7 protein-coding genes are annotated in these 7029 nt (G+C 70.8%); 1 reads left to right on the forward strand and 6 read right to left on the reverse strand.

Features of this window, described 5'->3' with window-relative positions; genetic code table 11:
• The first annotated feature begins 83 nt into the window (after positions 1-83).
• Positions 84-719 carry a TetR/AcrR family transcriptional regulator gene (locus tag ASG00_RS15320; protein ID WP_048809480.1) on the forward strand — a complete coding sequence of 212 codons (636 nt, stop codon included), beginning with the start codon at positions 84-86 and terminating at the stop codon, positions 717-719.
• Between the two features lie 154 nt (positions 720-873).
• Here ASG00_RS15320 and ASG00_RS06925 read toward each other — a convergent pair whose 3' ends face one another.
• From ASG00_RS06925 to ASG00_RS06950, 6 genes are all read right to left on the reverse strand, one after another.
• Positions 874-1692: an aldolase/citrate lyase family protein gene (locus ASG00_RS06925; RefSeq protein WP_056207874.1), complete on the reverse strand. Its 819-nt coding sequence runs from the start codon at positions 1690-1692 to the stop codon at positions 874-876.
• Positions 1677-2462, reverse strand: a complete 786-nt coding sequence (gene hpaH, locus ASG00_RS06930) for a 2-oxo-hept-4-ene-1,7-dioate hydratase (protein ID WP_045248198.1) — start codon at positions 2460-2462, stop codon at positions 1677-1679. The genes ASG00_RS06925 and hpaH overlap by 16 nt, the downstream gene beginning before the upstream one ends.
• Before the next feature lie 26 nt (positions 2463-2488).
• On the reverse strand, positions 2489-3640 hold the full coding sequence (gene hpaD / locus ASG00_RS06935; protein ID WP_056207878.1) for a 3,4-dihydroxyphenylacetate 2,3-dioxygenase: 1152 nt from the start codon (positions 3638-3640) through the stop codon (positions 2489-2491).
• A 66-nt stretch (positions 3641-3706) separates the two neighbouring features.
• Positions 3707-5239 carry a 5-carboxymethyl-2-hydroxymuconate semialdehyde dehydrogenase gene (hpaE, locus tag ASG00_RS06940; protein ID WP_056207880.1) on the reverse strand — a complete coding sequence of 511 codons (1533 nt, stop codon included), beginning with the start codon at positions 5237-5239 and terminating at the stop codon, positions 3707-3709.
• A 17-nt stretch (positions 5240-5256) separates the two neighbouring features.
• Positions 5257-5973, reverse strand: a complete 717-nt coding sequence (locus tag ASG00_RS06945; RefSeq protein WP_045248201.1) for a GntR family transcriptional regulator — start codon at positions 5971-5973, stop codon at positions 5257-5259.
• Positions 5955-7029: fumarylacetoacetate hydrolase family protein (locus ASG00_RS06950; protein ID WP_235559403.1), on the reverse strand; the 1075-nt coding region annotated here is incomplete at its 5' end. The genes ASG00_RS06945 and ASG00_RS06950, both read right to left, overlap by 19 nt.

Below are 7029 nucleotides of genomic sequence, written 5' to 3' on the forward strand. Positions count from 1 at the left end.
ATCCTGACGCAACCCTACGGTCGGCTCCCTCCCGGGTGCGCGTGGCAGAGTGGTCCCACGCCGCGGGCGGAAGGACAGCAGTAATGAGTGAGGTCGCCACCAAGCGGGCCTACGACTCGTCGGGCCGGCGCAAGGCAGCCGAAGAGCGCAGCAGACGGATCCTCGAAGCCGCGGCGCGCCACTTCGACGAGTGGGGCTGGCCGGGCACGACGATCGCCGCGATCGCCGCCGAGGCGGATGTCTCCGAGAATCTCGTGTTCCAGAGGTTCTCGTCGAAGTTCGATCTCCTGATGGCGGTGATGAGGGCCGGTGCATTCGGCCGCGCCCCCGACCTGCGCGGCGCGCTCGCCGAGCTCGACATGTCCGCCATCGCCGACCCCGGTGAGCGCCTCGAGCGCTTCCTCGACCTCGCGTGCGCCGCCGTGCCGCACTTCGCGCATTACGCGATCGTGTGGGCGCAGGCGTCCGCGTCCGATGACCGGGCCCGGGATCAGATGGATGCCGCGGCCCGCGCCCATCGCGACAACGTCCTCACTGTCGTGCGGGGCCTCACGGGAAGGCCGGACACCCCGGCGGATCTCGTGGACCGGGTGACCGTCGCGACCTCGGCGGAGACCTACCTCCAGTTCGCCCAGCTCGGGTGGGAGATGTCGTCGTACCGGGTGTGGCTGCGTGCCACGCTGCGGGGCATCCTGGCACTCGATCGAATCGTTACGTAAGCACCTTCCCTCGGGCCGCCTGCGCTCGTATATTCAGAGGAGTCCGCTCGTGTCAATTCGCGGCGGACCGTCGACCCGGGGGTAGCGGGGTGGCGGGGGGTGTCGAGAGCGCCGGGGGTTCTCGACACCCCCCGCCCTTTCTGTCAGCGACGCGTCAGTAGCCGGCGCGGGGCGCCGCGTCGTCGCCCGGCACGAAGCGGGCGGCGAGGGCCTCGGAACCGCGGGCGAGCAGGGTGACATCGGCGCCCACGAGCACGAACGACGCGCCCGTGGCGATGTAGGCATCGGCGACAGCCGGGTCGAACGCGTTCACGCCGACCGGCTTCCCGGCCGCGCGGACCGCGTCGAACGCCCGGTGCACGGCCGCCACGACATCGGGATGCGTCTGCTGGCCGAGCACGCCCATCGATGCCGCCAGGTCGCTCGGACCCACGAACACACCGTCGACGCCGTCGACCGCGGCGATCTCCGCGGCCGCGGCCACGCCCTCGGCCGTTTCGATCTGCACGAACAGCGAGACGTGCCGGTCGGCGTCGGCGAGATAGTCGTCGACGCGGTTCCAGCGTGCCGAGCGGGCGAGCGCCGAGCCGACGCCGCGGCGACCGCGGGGCGGGTAGCGCACATCGGCGACGAGCTCGGCGGCCTGCGCGGCCGAGGACACCATCGGCACGAGCACCGTCTGCGCGCCGAGATCGAGCACCTGCTTGATGGTGACGGTGTCGCCGATCGGCACCCGTACGACGGATGTCACGGGGTACGCCGCCACCGCCTGCAGCTGCGCGAGCACGTCGGCGAGGCCGTTGGGGGAGTGCTCCATGTCGATGAGCACCCAGTCCAGGCCCGACCCCGCACAGATCTCGGCGACGAGCGGCGAGCCGGTGCAGGCCCAGATGCCCGCCAGTGCGCGCGGCGACGAAGAGGCGCGCTGCGCCGCGAGCACATCGCGCAGGGTCGGGGTCAGGCGAAGCGGCACGAGATGACCCCCAGCGGTCCGTAGTCGGCGAGCACGGTGTCGCCGCGCGAGATCCACGTCGGGCGGGTGAACGAGCCCGCCAGGATGATCTCCCCCGCCTCGAGCCGGGCGCCGTGCTGGTGCAGCTTGTTCGCGAGCCACGCCACCCCGAGGGCGGGGTGGCCGAGGATGCCGGCCGCGACACCGGTCTCCTCGATCGTCTCGTTGCGGTACAGCAGGGCCGAGATCCAGCGAAGGTCGACAGCGTCGGGGGCGACCGGCGACCCGCCCAGCACCATGCCGCCGTAGGCGGCGTTGTCGCTGATGGTGTCGACGATCGTGCGCCCGTCGAGCTCGATGTGGGAGTTCAGCACCTCGAGTGCCGGTGTCACGTACTCGGTCGCCCGCAGCACGTCGAACACCGAGCAGTGCGGACCCTCGAGAGGGGCGGCCAGCACGAACGCCAGCTCGACCTCGATGCGCACGTTCGAGAACGCGTCGAACGGGATCGTCGCGCCGCTCTCCCACACCGTGTCGTCGAACATCACTCCGTAGTCGGGCTCGGTGATGCCGGTCGCCTGCTGCATCGCCCGCGACGTCAGCCCGATCTTGCGGCCGACGAGGCGACGGCCCGCCGCAAGGCTGCGGTCGCGCCATACGCCCTGGATCGCGTACGAGTCCTCGACGGTCGCGTCGGGGTGGCGCGCCGTGATGCGCGGCACGACACGCTTCTCGCGGTCGGCGACCGCGAGCTCCTCGGCGAGCGAGGCGATGACCTCGGGGGGCAGCATCCGGATGTCTCCTCTCGCCCTGAACGCTACAGCTGCGCGCCGAGCTTGAACTCGCCTGCGGCGACGCTCTCCTCGTCGCGTCGCGTGTAGGAGAAGCCGTCGGCGCCGATCGTGACCGCCATCTCCGAGGCGTCCGTGCGTGCCACGACGGGCTTCGGGTTGCCGTCGAGGTCGAGCACGAGCGACGCATCGGTGTACCACGACGGCACGACGGGGTTGCCCCACCAGTCGCGGCGCTGGTTGTCGTGCACGTCCCACGTCACGACCGGGTTGTCGGGGTCGCCCGTGTAGTAGTCCTGCGTGTAGATCTCGACGCGGTGGCCGTCGGGGTCGCGCAGGTAGAGGTAGAACGCGTTCGAGACGCCGTGGCGACCCGGTCCCCGCTCGATCGCGTCGGAGCGGCGGAGGGCACCGAGCTTGTCGCAGATCGCGAGGATGTTGTGCTTCTCGTGGGTCGAGAAGGCGACGTGATGCATGCGGGGGCCGTCGCCGCCGGTCATGGCGGTGTCGTGCACGGTGGGCTTGCGGCGCATCCACGCGGCGTAGACGGTGCCCTCGTCGTCCTGGATGTCCTCGGTCACCCGGAAGCCGAGATCCTGCATGAACGCGACCGCGCGGGGCACGTCGGGGGTGACCTGGTTGAAGTGGTCGAGACGCACGAGCGCGCCCGGGGTGTACAGGTCGTAGCGCCAGGCGAGACGCTCGACGTGCTCGACCTCGTAGAAGAACTCGTACGGGAAGCCGAGCGGGTCCTCGACGCGCACCGACTCGCCGATTCCCTTCGTGAAGCCCTCCGCACGACGCTCGACGCGGCATCCGAGCTCGGTGTAGAACGCGACCGCGCGGTCGAGGTCCTCGGGCGTGCGCACGCGGTACGAGAACGCGGCGACGGCGGCGACCGGGCCCTGACGCAGCACCAGGTTGTGGTGGATGAACTCCTCGATCGAGCGGAGGTAGACCGTGTTCTCGTCCTCCTCGGTGACCACGAGGTCCAGCACGTCGACGTAGAACTCGCGCGACGCGGCGAGGTCGGTCACGACGAGCTCCATGTACGCGCACCGCAGGATGTCGGGTGCCGGCGAGGTCGGCGTGGGCACCGGGTTGTCGGTGCGGATCGGCGCCTCCTGGGAGACGTAGAAGCCCGACGAGGTCAGGGTGCGGTCTTCGGGATTGGTCATGTCAGCGTCCTTGCTCGATGGTGGGAAGAAGAAGGGATGCCGCGGCGACTGCCCGCGGCATCCGGGTCAGTGGTGGGTGCTCGCGCCCTTGCCGAAGGTCGGGTTGTGCACCTCGCCGAGAGTGATGTGCACGGCCTGCTGCTCGGTGTAGAAGTCGATGGAGCGGTAGCCGCCCTCGTGGCCGAGGCCGGACGCCTTCACGCCGCCGAACGGAGTGCGCAGGTCCCGCACGTTGTTGGAGTTCAGCCACACCATGCCGGCGTCGATCGCCTGCGCGAAGTTGTGGGCGCGCTTCAGGTCGTTCGTCCACACGTAGGCGGCGAGTCCGTAGCGCACGCCGTTGGCGAGGGCGAGGGCCTCCTCGTCGGAGTCGAAAGGCGTGATCGCCACGACCGGGCCGAAGATCTCCTCCTGGAAGATACGCGCGTCGGGGGCGACGTCGGCGAACACCGTCGGCGACACGAAGTTGCCCGTCTCGAAGCCCTCCGGACGGGACCCGCCCGCGACCAGGCGCCCCTCGGACTTGCCGATCTCGACGTAGCTCATGACCTTCGCGTAGTGCTCCGGGTGCACGAGCGCGCCGACCTCCGTGGCGGGGTCGTGCGGGTAGCCCACCGTCACGCGCTTCGCCTGTGCCGCGTAGCGCTCGACGAACTCGTCGTAGATCCCGCGCTCGACGAGGATGCGGCTGCCGGCCGTGCAGCGCTCGCCGTTGAGGGAGAACACCCCGAAGATGGTCGCGTCGATCGCGGCATCCAGATCGGCGTCGGCGAACACGATCGCCGGGCTCTTGCCGCCGAGCTCCATCGACAGACCCTTGAGGAACGGGGCCGCGTTGCCGAAGATGATCTGGCCGGTGCGGCTCTCGCCGGTGAAGGAGATCAGCGGCACGTCCGGGTGCTTCACGAGGGCGTCGCCGGCGTCCTCGCCGAGACCGTTCACGAGGTTGAAGACGCCCTGCGGCAGGCCGGCCTCCTCGAAGATGCCGGCCCACAGCGATGCCGACAGCGGCGTGAACTCGGCGGGCTTGAGCACCACGGTGTTGCCGGTGGCGAGCGCGGGGGCGAGCTTCCACGACTCGAGCATGAACGGGGTGTTCCACGGGGTGATGAGACCCGCGACGCCGATCGGCTTGCGGTTCACGTAGTTGATCTGGCGCCCCGGGACCTTGTAGGTGTCATCGGCCTGGGCGACGATCAGGTCGGCGAAGAAGCGGAAGTTCTCGGCGGCGCGGCGCGCCTGGCCGAGCGCCTGCGTGATCGGCAGCCCCGAGTCGAACGACTCCAGCTCGGCGAGGCGGGCGTCGCGGGTCTCGACGATGTCGGCGATGCGGGTGAGCACGCGGGCGCGTTCGCGCGGCAGCATCCGCGGCCACGGACCCTCGTCGAATGCGCGGCGCGCGGCGGCGACGGCGCGGTCGATGTCGGCCTTCTTGCCGGCGGCGGCCTCCAGGTACACCTCGTTCGAGACCGGGTCGAGCACGTCGAACGTGTCGCCGTCGATCGAGTCGACGAAGGCGCCGTCGATGTAGTGCTGAATGCGCGTGGGCAGATCGGCGGGCACGTGGTGGGTGTCGAGTGCGACGGTGGTGTCGGACATGGGACCTCCTCGAAGGGTCAGAAGGCGGGAAGCCCGAGGGCTTCGTCGGGGTGTTCGTGGATCATGTAGGCGTCGAGCGTGGCGGAGCGGTGGCGGCGGGCCGCCTTCTCGATCTCGCCGAGGGGGGCGCCCTGCTCGATGAGCAGCACGATGTTCTCGTGCTCGTGCACCGACTCCTGGGCGCGGCCCGGGACGAAGCTGAAGGTCGAGTCGCGCAGATGGCCGAGCCGGCCCCACTCCGCCTCGACGAGCTCGAGCATGCGGGGGTTCGCGCACTTCGAGAACAGCGTCGAGTGGAACTCGTGGTTGAGACTCGTGAACGCGCGGGGGTCGAAGCTGTCGAGGGTCTCGATCATCAGTTCGTTGATGCGGCGGGCCCGGCGCAGGTCGTCGGCCGTGAGCCGGCGGGCGGCGAGGGCCGTGGCCGTCCCCTCGAGGATGCTCAGGGCCTGCATGCTGTAGCGGTACTGCGTGTCGTCGACCATCGAGACCCGCGCGCCGACGTTGCGCTCGAAGGTCACCAGCCCCTCGGCCTCGAGCTGCCGGATCGCCTCGCGCACCGGCACCACGCTCATGTCCAGCTCGCCCGCGATGCCGCCGAGCACCAGGCGGTGGCCGGGCGCGAACAAGCCGCTCGCGATGCGCTCCTTGATGAAGTGGTACGCCTGCTGCGACTTGCTCAGGTCGGCGAGGCGCTCGGCGCCCCGCTCGCTCGTCAGTTCGTCTCGCGCCATGCGCGGTACCTCGCCTTCCACTCCTCGTTGGGCGGGAAGAGGCCGTCGACGGGATGTCCCTCCCGCACGCGGTCCGCCACCCAGGCATCCTCCTCCTCCTGGGCGAGGGCCGCCTCGACGACCTCCGCGACCAGGGCGGGCGGGATGACGATGACGCCGTCGGCGTCGCCGACGATGACGTCTCCGGGCTGCACGACGGTGCCGCCGCAGGCGATCGTGACGTCGATGTCCCAGGGCACGTGGCGGCGTCCGAGCACGGCGGGGTGGGCGCCCACCGTGTAGACCGGGATGCCCACGGCGGTGACGGCGTCGGCGTCGCGCACGCCGCCGTCGGTGATGACACCGGCCGAGCCGCGCGCCTGTGCGCGCAGCGCCAGGATGTCGCCGAGCGTGCCGGATCCGCTCTCGCCACGGGCCTCGATGACGATGACCTCACCCGGTCGCACCTCGTCGAAGGCGCGCTTCTGCGCGTTGTAGCCGCCGCCGTGCGAGGCGAACAGGTCTTCGCGATGCGGGAGGAAGCGGAGCGTCTTGGCGAGTCCGACGAGCTTCTGATCGGGATGCAGCGGCCGCACGCCGTCGATCGTCACGTTGTTGAGCCCGCGCTTGCGCAGCTGCGCCGAGAGGCCGGCGACCGGGGTGAGGGCGAGCTTCGCCCGCAGGTCGTCGTCGAGGGCGAACGGGCGGGGGAGCGGCGGGAGGCCCGCCTCCTCGCGCGATCCCCAGGCCTCGGCGCGCTGGGTGTCGTCGACCGCCGGAAGCGAGCCGAGGGTCTCATCGAAGACGTCGTCGCCCTCGACCACGCGCGAGCGCAGGCGGCCCGACGTGGGGGAGCCCGCGGCATCCGGGGCGTCGACCTCGACCTCGACGACGGACCCCGGGCGCACGACGGACGAGCCCGCCGGGGTGCCGGTGAGGATGACGTCGCCGCGCTCGAGCGTCATGTGCTGGGCGAGGTCGGCGACGATCTGGGCGAGGGGGAAGATGAGGTCGGCGGTGGTGTCGTCCTGTGCGAGGACGCCGTCGACCCAGGTGCGCACGCGCAGTGCGGCGGGG

The organism is Microbacterium sp. Leaf351 (assembly GCF_001423825.1).
Lineage (GTDB): Bacteria > Actinomycetota > Actinomycetes > Actinomycetales > Microbacteriaceae > Microbacterium > Microbacterium ginsengisoli.